We start from the raw sequence: 14,334 nt of genomic DNA, 5'->3' as shown, positions 1-14,334 counted from the left end.
CGGTCCGGCCGCGGGTGACAACGGCGTGGCTCGCGCGGAGCGGTCCGGGTCGGGGTGGCGTAACGATGGCGATCTTCGCCGACGATCAACCGGCATACCCCCCGCCCTTGTCGAGGAACCATGCCGCGTGCCCTGTCGATCAGCCTGGCCGGTGTCGGCCTGGTCCTGCTGCTGTGCTGCATCGGGTGGGTGTACCTGCGCCGGCGGAAGAAGACCGAGACCGGCGTGGCGCTGGCCGCGGTGGCGCTGCTCGTGTCGGCGACCCTGCCGCTGCTCGCGAAACCGGTCGAGGACGCGTGGACGCCGTTGACCGCGCCGTCCGGGCAGGCGCCGTCGAGCGCGGTGGACCCGTCGCCGGTGCCGGCGCCCGACGTGGCGAAACCGGTGCTGCGGGCCGGTTGGGGACCGGATCGCGAGATGTTCACCCTCGAGCGGCCCGCGCCGTTCGTGACGCTGGACTCGATCACCGACAACCCGGGTTTCGGCGACGAGCGCGAGTTCCTCGGCGTCCGGCACGTCGACGCGACGTGCGGCGGTGCGACCGGGCTCTGGCAGCGGCACGAGAAGATCACCGCCGGCGACCACCTGGTGTTCCGGGTGTACGCGGAGAACTCGGCGGCCGACAACCTGGACGAGGACGGCTCGCACACCGTGCACGGGCTGCGGGCGCGGGTGCTGCTGCCGGACGTGGTCGGCGACCCGACCACCGGGTCGGCGGGCCAGGCGGGGGTGAGCGCGATCCTGGAGACGGCCGACGCGACACCGCCCGAGTACTGGTACACCGTGCTGCTGTCGGCGGACGGGCCCGTGCGGCTGCGGCTGGTGCCGGGCAGCGTCAGGCTCGAGAACAACCACTTCGCGGGCGGCCTGGCGATGGGCGACGGGCTGTTCGGCGAGCAGGGGCAACTCCTGGGCCACGACCGGCTCGACGGCGAACTCCGCGCGGGCTACCAGTACGACCTGTACGTGTCGTTCTGCGTGGCCGTCACGGCCGAGCCGGCCTGAAACGGCGCGACGGCGCCCGCCCGGTGGGGCGGACGCCGTCGGCGCGTGCAGGCGCGGAAGTCGGCTACTTGGACTTGCGCTTGCCGTAGCGGGCCTCGAAGCGGGCGACTCGGCCGCCCGTGTCCAGGATCCGCTGCTTCCCGGTGTAGAACGGGTGGCAGTTCGAGCACATCTCGACCTGCATCCGACCGGACGTGTTGGTGCTGCGGGTGGTGAAGCTGTTCCCGCAGCTGCAAGTCACGTCGATGGCCACGTACTCCGGGTGGATGCCGCTCTTCATGGTCGCCTCTCTGATTTGTCGCCGGGTCCCCGACGTTCGTGGGGTGAACCGGACAGGACCAGTGGGCCATTGTTCCAGATCGGGCGAACGCGCGTCGCCACTGCTCCGTTCACCCGGTCGCGGGGGTGAGCGAGGGCCGGTCCGGCGCGCCGACCGACGGCCACACCCGCAGCGCGACGACGCCCACCACGTCCGCCGCCGCGACGAAGCCGTAGGACCGCGAGTCGGTGGACGCGCCCAGGTTGTCGCCCAGCACGAAGTAGTGGCCCGGCGGCACGACGGCGTCGGCGTCCGCGCCCGCCCGGCCGTCGGCGGCGCAGCACTGGCCCGGCGCGGCGCGCGAGTAGGAGACGGCGAGCCAGTCGTCCCGGCCGGCCGGTCGCACCAGCACCCGGCCCCCATGCACCCGGACCCGGTCGCCGGGCAGGCCGACGACCCGCTTGACCGCCGTCACGGAACTGCGCGGCGGGTGCACCGACACCACGTCGAGCCGGTCGGGCGCCCGGTCGCCGAACGGGTTCGCGAGCACCCGGTCGCCGGGCGCGAGCGCGGGGTCCATGCTCAGGCCCTCGACCGGCGCGGACAGCGCGAACACCACCAGGCAGGCGAGCGCGGCCGCGCCGACGACGCCGGCCAGGGACACCGCGAGCACTTTCGGACGCACCGGCCGCCACCCTTCGGGTCAAGTATCTGCGATGTTGCGTAACTGTTACTTCGAGTTCGGTGTGCACGCACAGTAGCTCGCGGCGGGCGGGTCGCCCAGTGCCGGGAACATTTCGGTACGGACCGGTACCGATGTGGGCCGAAACACGTTACTCGGAGTTACGTGTGACCATGGGTAACTGTCTCTACCAGGCCAAATGGACGCTTGTGTGATCGACGTCTCGCCGGGCAGCTTCCACCTCCCGTCCCACCGGGGGCGGGAGGTGGAAGGAGGAACGCGGATGGACGACGAGACGACGCCCCGGCCGGAGGCACCGGAGGAGGGGCGGACCCGGTGGGGACGCGCCGCCTTCGTGGCGCTGCCCGGCCTGGGTCTGGTCGCGGCCATGACCGCGGCGATGGCCAACAGCCTGCTCGCCGCGTCGTTCGCGGTGTCCGGCGTGCCGATCCAGCTCAAGTCCGACGACGTCGACGGCAGCGGGTTCGGCGGGGTGGTGTCCGCGCGCGGCTCCCAGGGCGTGGCTTACGCGGGGTTCAGCGAGGCCCGGCTCAGCGGGTTGTGCGCGGCCATGACGCCGGCGGTGCTCGGCGTCGAGTTCACGCTCAAGCTCAGCGCGGGCGACGCCGACCCGAACACCCGGGAGATCGCGGCCGAGGACCTGCTGCTCGACGCCAAGGAGTTGACCGGCAACGCCGAGTTCACCGGTCTCAAGCTCGGCGTCGACAAGTCCGCCCTCGACCGCGGCCCGGCCGAACTGCGCACCGAGCAGGGCGGCAGCAACTTCGGCCTCCAGGCCGACACCGCGCACATCGGGCGGCTCGACGCGAGCGCGTTGTCCGCGGCCATCGGCGGCACGTTCAAGCTCGACAACCTCAAGCTCGGCGTCTCCACCGGCCGCTCGACCTGCTGACCACCGCGGGCGGGGACTGCGCCGTCCCCGCCCGCGACTACCCGGGAGGGTGCAACCGTGAGACAAGCCTTCGCCCGCTGGCGCCGCACGAGGCCGTTCTGGGGCGGGCTGCTGATCCTGCTGGGCGCCGCGCCGATCCTCGTGGTGCCGCTGATGGCGATCCAGGTGGTGCTGGGCGGCGGCACGGGCGGGGTGTCGGGCGTGCTGCTGGGCTCGATCCTGGTGGTGCTCGGCCTGTCGGCCTGGTTCACCCCGGCCACCAGGGTGATCGCGGGGGTGATCGCGGCGCTGGTCGGGCTGGCCGCGTTCCCGCTGTCCAACCTGGGCGGCTTCTTCGTCGGCACGCTGTTCGCGGTGATCGGCGGCGCGATGACCGCGTCCTGGGGCGCACCCCGGGCGCGCAAGGCCACGACCGCGGCGGCGCTGGTGCTGGTGTGCGGCTCGGCGTTCGCGTCGGCACCGCCCGCCCGGGCCGACGTGCCGACGGCGCCGACCGCGACCGAGATCACCGTGTCGGCGGGCGCGGGCTGGGTCGGGGGACTGGTCTACGCGGGCAACGAGTCGCTGCCGCTGCGCACGGCCGCGGGCGGGACGAGGACCGTCGAGGTGATGCACTTCGTGCTGGACGAGTTCACCGTCCACTCGGACCTGACGCTGCGCGCGACCGCGGCCAACGGGGTCACGGTCACCCTGGTGCAGGAGGCCGCGCCGTTCACCGACAACGCGAGCTTCAAGGCGGTCGGCGGCGACAAGGTCGACCTGTACCTCACGAAGCTCACCGCCGACCTGATCACGTTCACCCCGACGTGCCACCCCGGCGCGTGGAACCCGCTCCGGTGCGGACCGCTGCCGGTGATCCTCCCGCCGCCGCACCTGGAGTACCTGTTCATCGGCATGACCGGCTACCACCTGCGGATACCGCACTACGAGCCGGGCGGCCGGGGCAACCCGGGCCGGTTGACGCTGTCGAAGGTCGTGCCGGCGGCCGGGTGAGCACGCCACGCGCCGGTCGCCTCGCGCGGCGGGGTGGAGCGGATCGCGGATCAGCCGAGTTCGGCGAGCAGTTCCGCGCCCGCCACGAACGCCGCCGCGGCCAGCGGGCCCGAGCCGTCGGCCAGCCGCCGGTACTCCTGCACGGCCGCGCGCAGGTCGCCGATCGCCCGGTAGCACTCGGCGACCACCTGGCGCGCCCGGTCGGCCGAGGTCAGGTCGCCCGCGCGGTCGGCGGCGGCCGCCGCGCGCGAGCCCGCGTCGATGCCGTCCTCGTGCCGGCCCGCCTCCTGGCAGGCCTCCGCCAGCACGAGCCAGTGGTCCACCGTGTCGTCACCGCGCCGCGCCGCCTGCCCGACACCCTCGACCAGGTCCGCCAGGGACTCGGCCCGGTGCAGCAGCAGGAAGCCGCGCACCCGCTCGACACCGCGCTCCGGCAACGATTCCAGCACTTCGGCCACCACCGGGCGGAAGTCCAGTCCGGCCTGTTCGTGCGCGGATTCCAGCAGTGCCAACGCTTCCAGCGCCCGCTCCGGCGCGCCCGCGAGCAGGAAGGAGTCCAGGGCGGACCGCGCGGACGCGATCGACGCGGTGGGCTCGTCGTGCAGCGCGGCGGCCAGCGCGTGCAGCACGCCGAGCGCCAGCGGGTCGCCGCACGCCCGCGCCCGGGTGGTGCCGCGCGCCACCGCCCGCAGCGCGGCGCCCACCCGGTTGCGCCGCTCGGAGGCGACCGCCAACCAGTACTCGCCCCACGCGGTGGCGTGGTCGTCGCCCAGGGTGCGCAACCCGGCGACCGCGCGCGAGGTGGTGTCGAGACCTTCCGCCGGGTGTCCACTGTGGATGATCCACAGGCCGAGCCGGCAGCGCGCCGTCAGGTAGCGGCCGTGCGCGCCGTGCTCCAGGTGGCCGGACGCGGCGCGGCGCAGCCGTTCCTCCACGTCGACGTCCTGGTAGAGCCAGGCGTCCAGTTCGTCCAGCCGGTGGCGCTCGGCGTCGGTCAGCGCGTCCTCGTCCACCGCGAACAGCGCCGCCTTCGCCTCCTCCGGCTCGGACCGCCGGTCGTGCCGCTCGGCCAGGTCCAGCAGGTCGCGGTTGGCCAGGCGGGCCGGGAACACCGGCCACACGGACGGGCGCGCGGTCGGCGCGAGCGGCAGGAAGGCGACCACCGGCTCCCGGGCCAACCGCCGGCGCAGTCCGTTCGACCGGTGGCACGTCCCGTTGCGCTCGTCGAACCGCTTCGCCAGGTCCTGCGCCAGGTTCCGCGCCCGGTAGGCCACCGCGCGGCACGGCTCGGGGCCGTGCCCGACGTCCAGCGGCACCGAGCCGCGGCGCTGCCGCACCAGGCGCTCGGTCAACAGCGCCACCGCCGTGGCGACCTCCAGCACGGCCGAGGGCCGCAGCCGCTCCTCGAACCCGCGCAGCTGGTCCAGCAGGCCGACCGCGGTGTCCTCGTTGCCGGTCAGCGCGCAGAACTCCAGCAGCAGGGCCAGGTCCTCGGCGGTGTGCTCGCGCCGCGCCGCGCCCCGGTGGAACCGCCGCCAGGTCGACGCGGCCAACTCCACCCGGCCCGAGGCGGCCAGGGGTAACAGCATCCGCAGCCGCACCAGGTTCGTCGGGTGGTCGCCGGTGGTGGGGTCGGCGAGTTCCGCGCGCACGTCCGGCAGCGCCTCCCCGCGCCACAGCGCGCGCTCCACCTCCACCGCGCGCCGCCACCCCTCGTCCTCGGCGGCGGTCGCGAGCCAGCGGCGGTGGGCGTCCTGCTCGGCGTCCCGGTCGCCCGCCTGCGCGGCCAGGGTCCGCCGTGCCGCGTGCAGCGCGGAGACGTCCCGCCCGGCGGCGTGGAACCGGCGCTCGGCGTCGGCCAGCGCCCGGGTCACCTCCTCGGTCGGGATCCACGGGAACCCGGGCAGCACGCCGACCTGCCTGCCGTACCACTCCAACATGTCGTCCTCGTCGGCACGGGCGAACCGCCACGGCTGCCGGTCGAAGCTCGCCAGGCTGTCCCGGAACAGGTCGCACACCTCGTGCCAGCGGCCGTCGGCGGCGTGCGCGCCGGCGAGCGCGCGCCGGGCGTGGAACCCGGCCCGGACGAGGTCCTCGGAGTCGGCGAGCCGGACGACGTCGGCGAGGGCGGCGGTCCGCTCCGGGCCGTGCTCCCGGGACCGGGCGTCGTCCAGCACCGACCACAAATCCGGACCGGTCACTCCCGTCCAACCCCCGCGGTGATCACGATCGGCAGTCTAGGGCGGCCGGCGGTGCGGGTCGGCGCGCGGACGTCCGGCCCACGTCGTCAGTCGGCGGCCTCCCGATCCCGGACAACGCGGGGGGCCTCGAAGTGCGCGAGCCACCCCGTCAAGATCGACTCCAGGGCGCGCGCGTCGGCGGGGGAGAGGGCGGCGAGCAGGCGGCGCTCGTTGGCCATGTGCTCGCCGAAAGCCTGGTCGAAGACGTCCCGGCCGGCGTCGGTGAGCGCCACCACGCGGCGGCGCGCGTCGCCCTCGGCGGCCCGTCTGGTGACCAGTCCGTCGCGCTCGAGGCGGTCGATCCGCTTGGTGATGGCGCCCGTGGTGACCATGGTGTGCAGCGCGAGTTCGCCCGGCGCGCGCTCGAAAGGTTCACCCGCCCGGCGCAACGCGGCCAGCACGTCGAACTCGCCCTCGCCGAGGCCGTGCCGGCGGAAGACGACGCGCAGTTCCTCGGTCAGCAGACCGGCCAGCCGGTGCAGGCGGCCGATGACGCCCTGCGGCGACACGTCGACGTCCGGGCGCTCGCGCGCCCACTCGGCCTGGATCCGGGCCACGCGGTCCTTCGGCACGCTCATGGGGTACAGCTTAGCTTCCATGGAAGCTACTATCTCTTCCATGGAAGCCAATTTCCGGTGGGCGCTGGTGGCCGCGGTCGCGCCGGTCGCGTGGGGCTCGACGTACTACGTGACGCACCAGCTGCTGCCGGCCGGGAGTCCGCTCTGGGGCTCGGTCTTCCGCGCGCTGCCCGCCGGGTTGCTGCTGCTGGCGGTGCGCCGGGAACGACCGCGCGGCGACTGGTAGTGGCGGGCCGCGGTGCTCGGCGCGCTCAACATGGGCGCGTTCTTCGCGCTGGTCTACGTGGCGGCGCAACTGCTGCGGACCAGCGTGGCGGCGACGATCATGGCCGTGTCGCCGGTGGCGATGATGCTGATCGCCTGGCCGCTGCTGGCCGAACGCCCCAAACCCCTGCCGCTCGCGGGCGCCGGCCTCGGCCTGGTCGGCGTGGTGCTGCTGGTGGCCTCCGGCTCGGGTGGGGTGAACCCGCTCGGGGTGGCCGCGTCGGCGGCGGCGATGGGGTTGTCCGCGTTCGGGCACGTGCTGACCAAGCGCTGGGGTGCGACCGCGCACGTGCTGTCGGTGACGTCGTGGCAGCTGGTCGCGGGCGGGCTGGTGCTGCTGGTGGCGGCGGTGCTGGTGGAGGGCGCGCCACCGCGCGTCGGGCTGCCCGCCGTCCTCGGCTTCGGCTACGTGTCGGTGGTGGCGACGGCGCTGGCGTTCAGCGTGTGGTTCACCGGGTTGCGCCACCTGGACGCGGGCACGGTCGGCCTGCTGGGGTTGCTGAACCCGGTCACCGGCGTGCTGCTGGGCACCGCCGTGGCGGGCGAGGTGCTGACCGGCCGCCAACTGGTCGGCCTGGCGCTGGTCCTGGCGGGCGTGCTGCTCGGCCAACCGGCGCTCACCCGGCGGTGGGCGGCCCGGCGCGCGGCGCGGGTGGCCGAGGTGTCGCCGGGTTCCGCCGATCACCCGGGTTCGTCCACTGTGGACTCACGGGTGCCGGTCGAGTAACACCGCGCGTGCCCGTGTCGACACGGGGGGTGTGGAAAAGGCGGCCTGGGGGCCGAAACCGTTGCTGCTCATGGGTGTCGTGGAACTGCTGACCCTGACCGTGCTGACCGTGCTGGCCTGGCAGTTCGGCGCGGCGCGGGTGACCGGCGGGGTGTACAAGGTCGTCGCGCCCGACTTCGTGATCACCGCCGAGGACCTGGACTGCTCCGACGACGGCGTCACGGCCCGCTGCCGGGTCCCGGTCGACGGCTCCGAACTGCTCGTCACGATCACGCTCGGCCAGTGGGCGGACGACCCGTGCCACGCCACCCACCGCGGCGTGGAGCTGAGCTGCCTGCGGTCGAAGGACTACGCGCCCGGCTCGGACTCGGTGCTGCTCGACGGTCTCGAGGTCTCGCCCGCGGAGGCCGCCCGCTGGAACGACGCGGTGCGGTGGTGGTGGCGGGTGGACGAGGACCGGTGGATCGCCCTCGGTCGGTGGATCTGCTGCGGCCCGGCGCTGTTCGCCGCCGTCCTCGGCTGGTACGTCGTGCCGCGCCACCTGCGCCTCGCCTCCTCCTTCGTCGCGGCCGTGTGCGTCTACGCGTTCTCCGCCTACGCCGTGCTGTGGATCTCCCTGGGTACGGGGCTGGTGGACTGAGGGTCGCGCCGCAGGTCCACAGTGGACACTCGGCGGTAACACCGCGCGTGTCCGGGCCGACACGGAGGGTGTGGTGGTGGAAGCGGTCCGGAACCCCAAGCCGTTGGTGATCACGGGCGCCGTCGTGCTGCTGGCGCTGGTCGTGCTGAGCGTGGCGAGCTGGTTCCTTGGGCCGGCCCGGGCGACGGGCGGCGTGTACCGGGTCGTCGCGCCCGACTTCGTGATCACCTCGTACGACCTCGCCTGCGCGGACGACGGCGCCACCGCGCGCTGCGCGGTCCCGGTCGACGGCGCGGAACTGGCGATCACGATCGTGCTCGGCGACACCGCGTGGGACCCGTGCCACGCCACCCACCGGGGCGTGGACCTGGTCTGTCAGCGCACCAAGAGCTACGGCCCCGGCTCGGACACGGTGTGGCTGAACGGCCTCCGCGTGCCGCCGGAGGAGGCCGCCCGGTGGCGCGAGGCGGTGCCGTGGTGGACCGCGGTGGGCGAGGACGACTGGCTGCACGCGGGCTGGTCCCTGTGCGGTGCGCTCGGCCTGGTCGCCGGGCTGCTCGGCCGGCGGGTGCTGCCGGGTTTCCCGGGGCTGTTCGCCGGTTTCATCGCGCTCGTCGGCACGTTCCTGTTCTCCGCGTTCGCCGTGGCGATGGTGGGTGCCTCCGCCGGGATCGTGGACTGAGGCCGGCTCCGTCGTGGCCTCCGCCGGGGTCTCGTCTACCGTCTAGGCGTCGGGTCGTCGGTCGGACGTGCGGCGGTGGCCTGGAGGCGGGTGCATGGATCGGGAGGACGAGCGGTTCCTGCGCGAACTCGCGGAAGAGGCGCGTTCGCTGTGGGACGCGGCCCAGGTGCAGCAGCGGGTGTGCCGGATGCTCGGCGGTCACCTGCGCGCCGGCCGCGTGCTCTACGTCGACGTGGTCGACGGTGGCGACACGGCCGTGGTGCACGACGAGTTCTTCCGCGACGGCATGGCCTCGGTGGTCGGCCGGTACCGGATGGACGCGTTCGGCGCGGCGGTGCGCCAGGACATGGGCGCGGGCCGCACGCACGTGGTCGCCGACTGCGACACCGATCCCCGGTTGGGCGGGGCGCAACGCGAGTCCTACGCGTCCATCGGCACCCGCGCGCAGGTCAGCGTCCCGCTGGTGGTCGAGGGCAGGCTGACCGCGTTCATCGCGGTGCACTCGGCGGAGCCGCGCGGGTGGACGCCGCGCGAGGTCGCGCTGGTGGAGGAGGTCGCGCACGGCACGTGGTCGCTGGTGGCGCGGGCCAGGGCGGAGGCCGCGCTCAAGGAGTCCGAGGCGACCTACCGCGAGCTGTTCGAGCTGATCGACGAGGGCTTCTGCGTGCTGGAGCGGGTCGAGCCGACCGGTCTCGGCCCGCCGGACTTCCGCTACCTGGAGGCGAACCCGGCGCTGGAGACGCAGTCCGGCGTGGTGGGCGTGGTCGGCCGGACCGTGCGGGAGATGCTGCCCGAGGAGCCGGACGTCTGGGTCGAGGTGATCGACCAGGTCATGCGCGGCGGGGAGCCGATCCGGTTCGAGCAGGAGTTGGCGAGCTTCGGCCGGGTGCTGGAGCTGTACATCTTCCGGCTCACCGCCGGGCCGTCGGAACGGGTGGCGGTGCTGTTCCGGGACGTGACCGAGCGCCGCCGGCTCGAGGAGCTCGAGACCGAGCAGCGCCGCAAGCTGGTCGAGGTCGCGCTGACGCTGCAACGGGCGCTGCTCGGGCCGACCGCGCTGCCCGCCGGTTTCGCGGTGCGCTACCTGCCCGCGACCGCGACCCTCCAGGTCGGCGGCGACTGGTACGACGTGGTGGAGCTGCCCGGCGGCCGGTACGGCGTGGTGGTCGGCGACGTGGTCGGGCACGGCGTATCGGCGGCGGCCGTGATGGGTCAGCTGCGCAGCGCCTCCCGCGCGCTGCTGCTGGCCGACCACGACCCGGCCCGGGTGCTGGCCTCCCTGGACGGGTTCGCCGCCACGGTCGTGGGCGCCTTGTGCACCACGGTGTTCTGCGCGGTGCTGGACCCGGCCCTCGGCGTGCTGACCTACGCCAGCGCCGGCCACCTGCCCGGCGTCCTGGCCACCGCCGACGGCCACGTGCTGCTCGACGGCGCGCTGACGCCGCCGCTGGCCGTGCTCGCCACGCCGCGCGTCCAGCTCACCGCGCCGCTGCCCCCGGGGTCGGTGCTGGTGCTCTACACCGACGGTCTGGTCGAGCGCCGCCGGGAGAACCTGGACCACGGCATCGGTCGGGCCGCCGCCGTGGTCGCCGACTCGGTGCGCGCGGGCGTCACCGATCCGCAGCGGGTCGCGACGGCGTTGACCGGCGCGTTGCTGGCGGAGGCGCACGACGACGACGTGGCGCTGCTGGTGTTCAGCACACCCTGAGCACGGTGTCGGCCACTCTCCGTGAACTGCTGCGGGCTCTCACTCTTTCTGGGCACTATTCCTTCAGTGTTGACCGAATTCACGCCTCGGCGGCGGCGCGTTCACCATGTGGGAGCCGTGGACACGCCCGGAAGGGCCAACGGATGATTCGCCCGATCTCGAACTACGGAGGCTCGCGTGTCATCGCCACTGGACAACCCCGCGTACGAGTCGCTGCTCGGTCACCACAGCCGGTTCGCCGAGCGGCAGGGGCGCGTGCTGCGCTACCAGGAGGACGTCGCGCCGTTCCTCGCGCTGCCGGCCGAGCCGTACGACGGTGTCTGGGACGACGTCGCCGCGCTGGCCGGTCCGGGAGCGGTGGTGGGGGTCAACAACGACCCGCCGGAGGGCTGGGAGCTCGTCGAGCGGGCCGGCGGGGTGCAGCTGGTCGACGCCGGCGTGCGGGCCGAACCGTTCGCCGAGGCGGTCCGGCTGACCGACGACGACGTGCCCGAGATGCTGGACCTGGTGGAGCGCACCAAGCCCGGCCCGTTCCGGCCGCGGACCATCGAGCTGGGCACCTACCTGGGCGTGCGGCGGGACGGCGTGCTCGTGGCGATGGCGGGCGAGCGCATGCACCCGCCGGGCTGGACCGAGATCAGCGCCGTCTGCACGCTGCCGGAGTTCCGCGGCCAGGGCCTCGCGACCCGGCTGGTGCTGGCGGTGGCGGCGGGCATCCGGGAGCGCGGCGAGACGCCGATGATGCACGCCGCCGCGACCAACACCCACGCGATCCGGCTCTACCTGTCGCTCGGTTTCGAGCTGCGCGCGCGCCGCGCGTTCCTCGCCGTGCGGGTGCCCGCGCCCGCCGAGGTGGCCTGACGGGGGAACCCGGTGACTACGATCCGCGTCGACTACCGCAGACGGTGGCTGGCACAGGCGGACGGAACCCGGGAGAACGATGGTCGAGGAGGTGTTCGGCCCTTACCGCATCCAGGAGCTGCTCGGTCGCGGCGGGATGGGTGAGGTGCACCGCGCCTTCGACACCGCGCACGACCGCGTGGTGGCGCTGAAGCGGCTCGGTCCGGCCTACCACGACGACGAGGACTTCCGGGCCCGGTTCCGGCGCGAGGCGCGGATCGTCGCCCGGCTGCGCGAGCCGCACGTGATCCCGATCCACGCCTACGGCGAGATCGACGGCCGGCTGTACCTGGACATGCGGCTCGTCGAGGGCGAGGACCTGGGCAAGGTGCTGGCCCGCGGTCGGATGGAGCCGCGCCGGGCGGCCCGGATCGTGGAGCAGGTCGCGTCGGCGCTGGACGCGGCGCACGCGGACGACCTCGTGCACCGGGACGTGAAGCCGTCGAACATCCTGGTGGCCGCGTCGGACTTCGTCTACCTGGTGGACTTCGGCATCGCCCGCAGCTCCTCGCCCGCCGCGACCCACCTGACCGCGTCCGGCGACGTGGTCGGCACGTTGGACTACATGGCGCCGGAGCGCTTCTCGGCCGACGCGGTCGACGGCCGGGTGGACGTGTACGCGCTGGCGTGCGTGCTGTACACGGCGGTGACCGGCCTGCGCCCGTTCGAGGCGGACGGCACGGCGGCCCAGATCTGGGCACACATGCAGGAACCGCCGCCGCGCCCGTCGACCAGGAACCCGGCGGTGCCGGCGGCGCTGGACGAGGTCGTGGCCCGGGGCATGGCGAAGTCGCCGGACGACCGCTACCGGACCGCGGGTGCGCTGGCGGAGGCGGTGACAGCGGCGCTCGAGTCCCGCCCGACACCGACCCGGGTCGACCCGGCCGTGCACCGGACCACGCTCCGGCACGGCCTCCCGCCGACCCCGCCCGGACCGACCCCGCCCGGACCGACCCCGGCGGCCCCTCCGGCCGGACCTGTCGGCACCGTGCCGGGTACCGCGACGCCGCTCGCGGGCGGGCGACCCGGCGACCGGTCCGCGGTCCAGCCCCGGCAGCACCCGACCGGCCGGCCGCCGGCACCGTCCACGCCGGCCGGTGGGCAGCCGATGACGGTGACCCGGGTTCCGGTCTCGCGTCCGACCGGGACGCAGCACCCGCCGGCGATCCGACCTCCGGTGTCGCCCGCGGTGCCGCCGGTCGTCCACCCGGGGCACCCACCCGTCGCCGGGTCGGCCAACCGCGCGGCCCTCGTGGGCGCGGTGGTGATCGCGCTCATCGTGGGCGTGGTCGCGGCGATCCTGGTGTGGAACAAGTACCAGGGCGGGCTCGCGAGTCCGACGACGGGTTCGGTCGCGGTCACCACGACCGGGTCGGGTGCCGGCCCGACCACGACGAGGTCGACCACGACCACCGCGGGCACCACGACCACGACGCCCGCCGGGCCGACCGAGCCGCAGCGCAAGTTGCTGGACCTGTTGCCGCCGCTGTACCACGGGAACTCCTCGTGCAAGCCGATCGAGACGACGGAACTCGCCGCGGTGGACTGCCCGATCGCCAACGAGGGCGAGCTGTTCGGCATCCCGCCGCCCACCAAGGGCCGGTTCTTCCTGTTCCCGGACCGGGCTACGCAGGACGCGCAGTTCCAGAAGTTGGTGAAGGACAACAACATCCCGCGTGACGACGATTGGGGCGGCTGCCGGCCCGCGACCCAGCACATCCACTACGCGGGGTACTGGCGCAACGAGAGCGGTCCGCGCGAGGGCGACTTCACGACGTGCTTCGTGAAGGACGGTTTCGGCCAGGTGTGGTGGGTGGACACGAAGACGTTGACCACCGGGGTGCTGCTGTCCACCACCGCGATCACGCCGGAGGCGTTGGAGAAGTTGGACGCGTGGTGGAACACGACGGTGCTGACCAAGCTCCAGGACTGAGGTCGGTCAGGTCCGGCAGCGGGCGAGCGCGGACTCCAGCGCGGCGCGCTCCGGGTCGCTGACGGTCAGGCCGTACTTGCCCTTCACGCCGATGTAGACGCGCGCGTACGGGCAGGCGTAGCCGGCGTTGGGCGGCATCCACTGGTCCGGCGTCTTGTCGCTCTTGGACTGGTTCGCCTTGCCCTGCACGGCGATCAGGTTCGCCAGGTCGTTGGCGGCGGCGACCCGGCGCTCCGCCGGCCAGCCCGCCGCGCCGCTGCGCCACATCTCGGCCAGCGGCACGACGTGGTCGATCTGGATCTTGGACACCGCGGTGACCTGCTCGCCGGTGTACGGGTCGTCCAGGGTGCCGGACGCGACCGCGCACCGACCGTCCTTCTTGCGGGTCACGTCGGCGAGGTCGCGGGCGAGGACCTGGCTGCGCTGGTCGCACCCGTCGCCGTCCACGTCGTACCAGGGTTGGCCGAACACGCACGCCGAACCCTGCTCGCAGTCGCGCTCGTAGCCGTCGAGCGGTCCGGGCGGGGCGACGGTGAGCGAGGTGAGCGTGGTGCGCGCGGTCGCCGCGTCCGGTGTCCCCTCGGGCACGCGGTCGATGGCGACCGACGGCGAGGAGCCGACCCCGTCGGTCACGTCCGCGAGTTCCGCGCAGCCGCCCGCCAGCACGGCCACCGCTGCGAGCGCCACCGCGACGCGCCGGGTCATCGTCACCACCTCCGAGGGATGTCGATGCACCTGGTACCCGCGCGGAACCCTTGGCGTAACGCGGAAATCGCGCATTGCGCCGGGTGGAAGCGCAGGTTGCGCCGT

The 14,334-nt window shown here is 73.9% G+C and carries 15 protein-coding genes; 10 read left to right on the top strand and 5 right to left on the bottom strand.

The window, feature by feature from the left end; all coding sequences use genetic code 11:
- Positions 1-120 precede the first annotated feature (120 nt).
- Complete coding sequence (locus tag AB0G50_RS20080; RefSeq protein WP_360110533.1) at positions 121-1,005, top strand: hypothetical protein; 885 nt, start codon at positions 121-123, stop codon at positions 1,003-1,005.
- A 64-nt stretch (positions 1,006-1,069) separates the two neighbouring features.
- Here the strand turns inward: AB0G50_RS20080 and rpmE are convergent, their stop codons facing one another.
- The gene (gene rpmE, locus AB0G50_RS20075; RefSeq protein ID WP_360110531.1) at positions 1,070-1,285 is read right to left on the bottom strand and encodes a 50S ribosomal protein L31; all 216 of its coding nucleotides are present in this window, start codon (positions 1,283-1,285) and stop codon (positions 1,070-1,072) included.
- Positions 1,286-1,394: 109 nt separating this feature from the next.
- A complete protein-coding gene (gene lepB / locus AB0G50_RS20070; protein ID WP_360110528.1) occupies positions 1,395-1,949 on the bottom strand; it encodes a signal peptidase I in 555 nt (184 codons plus the stop codon).
- A 280-nt stretch (positions 1,950-2,229) separates the two neighbouring features.
- Here lepB and AB0G50_RS20065 point away from each other — a divergent pair, with 280 nt between their 5' ends.
- A complete protein-coding gene (locus tag AB0G50_RS20065) occupies positions 2,230-2,859 on the top strand; it encodes a DUF6230 family protein (protein WP_360110525.1) in 630 nt (209 codons plus the stop codon).
- 57 nt (positions 2,860-2,916) lie between these two features.
- The gene (locus AB0G50_RS20060) at positions 2,917-3,852 is read left to right on the top strand and encodes a DUF6114 domain-containing protein (RefSeq protein WP_360110523.1); all 936 of its coding nucleotides are present in this window, start codon (positions 2,917-2,919) and stop codon (positions 3,850-3,852) included.
- A 50-nt stretch (positions 3,853-3,902) separates the two neighbouring features.
- On the opposite strand, the gene AB0G50_RS20055 is transcribed toward AB0G50_RS20060, so the two are convergent.
- Both AB0G50_RS20055 and AB0G50_RS20050 read right to left on the bottom strand, forming a co-directional pair.
- Positions 3,903-6,053, bottom strand: a complete 2,151-nt coding sequence (locus tag AB0G50_RS20055) for a hypothetical protein (RefSeq protein ID WP_360110520.1) — start codon at positions 6,051-6,053, stop codon at positions 3,903-3,905.
- Positions 6,054-6,139: 86 nt separating this feature from the next.
- A complete protein-coding gene (locus tag AB0G50_RS20050) occupies positions 6,140-6,670 on the bottom strand; it encodes a MarR family transcriptional regulator (RefSeq protein WP_360110517.1) in 531 nt (176 codons plus the stop codon).
- 40 nt (positions 6,671-6,710) lie between these two features.
- Here AB0G50_RS20050 and AB0G50_RS20045 point away from each other — a divergent pair, with 40 nt between their 5' ends.
- The 7 genes from AB0G50_RS20045 (at position 6,711) to AB0G50_RS20015 (ending at position 13,524) form a co-directional block, all read left to right on the top strand.
- A complete protein-coding gene (locus AB0G50_RS20045) occupies positions 6,711-6,896 on the top strand; it encodes a hypothetical protein (protein ID WP_360110514.1) in 186 nt (61 codons plus the stop codon).
- Positions 6,897-6,908: 12 nt separating this feature from the next.
- The gene (locus tag AB0G50_RS20040; protein ID WP_360110511.1) at positions 6,909-7,661 is read left to right on the top strand and encodes an EamA family transporter; all 753 of its coding nucleotides are present in this window, start codon (positions 6,909-6,911) and stop codon (positions 7,659-7,661) included.
- 70 nt (positions 7,662-7,731) lie between these two features.
- Positions 7,732-8,301: a hypothetical protein gene (locus AB0G50_RS20035; RefSeq protein ID WP_360110508.1), complete on the top strand. Its 570-nt coding sequence runs from the start codon at positions 7,732-7,734 to the stop codon at positions 8,299-8,301.
- A 76-nt stretch (positions 8,302-8,377) separates the two neighbouring features.
- Positions 8,378-8,983, top strand: a complete 606-nt coding sequence (locus AB0G50_RS20030) for a hypothetical protein (protein ID WP_360110505.1) — start codon at positions 8,378-8,380, stop codon at positions 8,981-8,983.
- A 94-nt stretch (positions 8,984-9,077) separates the two neighbouring features.
- Positions 9,078-10,691 carry a SpoIIE family protein phosphatase gene (locus AB0G50_RS20025; RefSeq protein ID WP_360110502.1) on the top strand — a complete coding sequence of 538 codons (1,614 nt, stop codon included), beginning with the start codon at positions 9,078-9,080 and terminating at the stop codon, positions 10,689-10,691.
- Positions 10,692-10,868: 177 nt separating this feature from the next.
- Positions 10,869-11,552, top strand: coding sequence for a GNAT family N-acetyltransferase (locus AB0G50_RS20020; RefSeq protein WP_360110499.1), 684 nt, complete (start codon positions 10,869-10,871; stop codon positions 11,550-11,552).
- 79 nt (positions 11,553-11,631) lie between these two features.
- On the top strand, positions 11,632-13,524 hold the full coding sequence (locus AB0G50_RS20015) for a protein kinase (RefSeq protein ID WP_360110496.1): 1,893 nt from the start codon (positions 11,632-11,634) through the stop codon (positions 13,522-13,524).
- Between the two features lie 6 nt (positions 13,525-13,530).
- Here the strand turns inward: AB0G50_RS20015 and AB0G50_RS20010 are convergent, their stop codons facing one another.
- A complete protein-coding gene (locus tag AB0G50_RS20010) occupies positions 13,531-14,229 on the bottom strand; it encodes an HNH endonuclease family protein (RefSeq protein ID WP_360110493.1) in 699 nt (232 codons plus the stop codon).
- Positions 14,230-14,334 lie beyond the last annotated feature (105 nt).

Origin of the sequence: Actinosynnema sp. NPDC020468, assembly GCF_040642015.1 — a bacterium.
GTDB lineage: Bacteria > Actinomycetota > Actinomycetes > Mycobacteriales > Pseudonocardiaceae > Actinosynnema.
The sequence above is the reverse complement of the archived record's forward strand: the minus strand, read 5'-3'. Positions and strand labels throughout refer to the sequence as shown.